Origin of the sequence: Halomonas campaniensis (assembly GCF_002211105.1) — a bacterium.
In the GTDB taxonomy this organism is placed as follows: domain Bacteria; phylum Pseudomonadota; class Gammaproteobacteria; order Pseudomonadales; family Halomonadaceae; genus Vreelandella; species Vreelandella campaniensis_A.
The window spans coordinates 1-1,194 of the sequence record NZ_JPUA01000035.1 but is presented as its reverse complement, the minus strand read 5'-3'; the positions used below and the strand labels follow the sequence as shown (position 1 = coordinate 1,194).

The 1,194-nt window shown below is 48.4% G+C and carries 1 protein-coding gene; it reads left to right on the top strand.

Annotated elements, in window-relative coordinates; genetic code table 11:
• Positions 1 to 40 precede the first annotated feature (40 nt).
• Complete coding sequence (locus JI62_RS17285; protein WP_088701370.1) at positions 41 to 928, top strand: flagellin; 888 nt, start codon at positions 41 to 43, stop codon at positions 926 to 928.
• Positions 929 to 1,194: the final 266 nt, after the last annotated feature.

The window sequence follows — 1,194 nt, the reverse complement described above, 5'->3', positions numbered from 1 at the left end:
AGCAGGCCACTAGGCCAGTTAATCTCCAAGGAGCACTCACATGTCTGTAATCAACACTAACATTACGGCCCTGATCGGCCAGAACAACCTTTCCAACTCCCAGTCTATGTTGGCCAAAGCGCAAGAGCGTCTGTCATCTGGTCTGCGTATCAACAGCGCTTCTGATGACGCTGCTGGGCAAGCCATCGCCAACAAAATGACGGCTCAGATCAAAGGCATGGATCAAGCTAGTCGTAACGCTAGCGACGGTATCTCCTTAGTACAAACCATGGAAGGTGGTCTTGATCAAATCAATGACAACCTCCAGCGTATTCGTGAGCTAGCGGTACAAGGCGCCAACGACACCAACGCCACAGAAGATCGTGATGCAATTACCACCGAGATCAACGAGCGCCTAGCTGAAATTGATCGTGTAGCTGGCAGCAATAACTTTAACGGCACTAACCTGCTGAACGTTAGCGGTGGCGGCACTCTTAATATTCAGGTTGGTTCTAATACTGAAGCTGAAGACGTTATTACTGTTACTACGCTTGATGCAACAGTATCTGGTTTGGAGCTGAATGCAGGTAGTGGTGCTAGTGTAATTACAACAGCTAGTGGTGCTTCAACGTTCGCTATTGCTGGGTCTGGAAGCGATGCGGCACATACCAGCTTCCAAAACTTGGTTGATGCTGTTGATGTTGCAACTGAGTCGCTAGATACCAATCGCGCGACACTAGGTGCTACGCTTAACCGCTTTGACTCTGTGATTGATAACCTGGCCACGACATCCACAAATCTCTCCGAGGCTCGCTCTCGTATTGAAGATGCCGACTACGCAGTGGAAGTGTCTAACATGACGCGAGCAAACATTCTCCAGCAGGCGGGTACCTCCATGCTGGCACAGGCTAACCAAACGCCGCAGTCTGTACTGTCCCTGCTGGGTTAATACCTTAGCCAGTAATGTTTCAAAAGCTAGTAACGACGGGGCCAATAGGCCCCGTTTTTATTTAAGGTAGATATCCCGAACTCGATATTAATAAGCAGTTGTCGAATCGATTGGCTGGGTTACAGTGCCTTACATAAAAGAAGACGGTTTTTTTAAAGAAATTGGTGAAGCTGCCGTTAATTATAATAACGGCAACGCAAGTGCCGCAAAGCAGGCCACTAGGCCAGTTAATCTCCAAGGAGCACTCACATGTCTGTAATCAACAC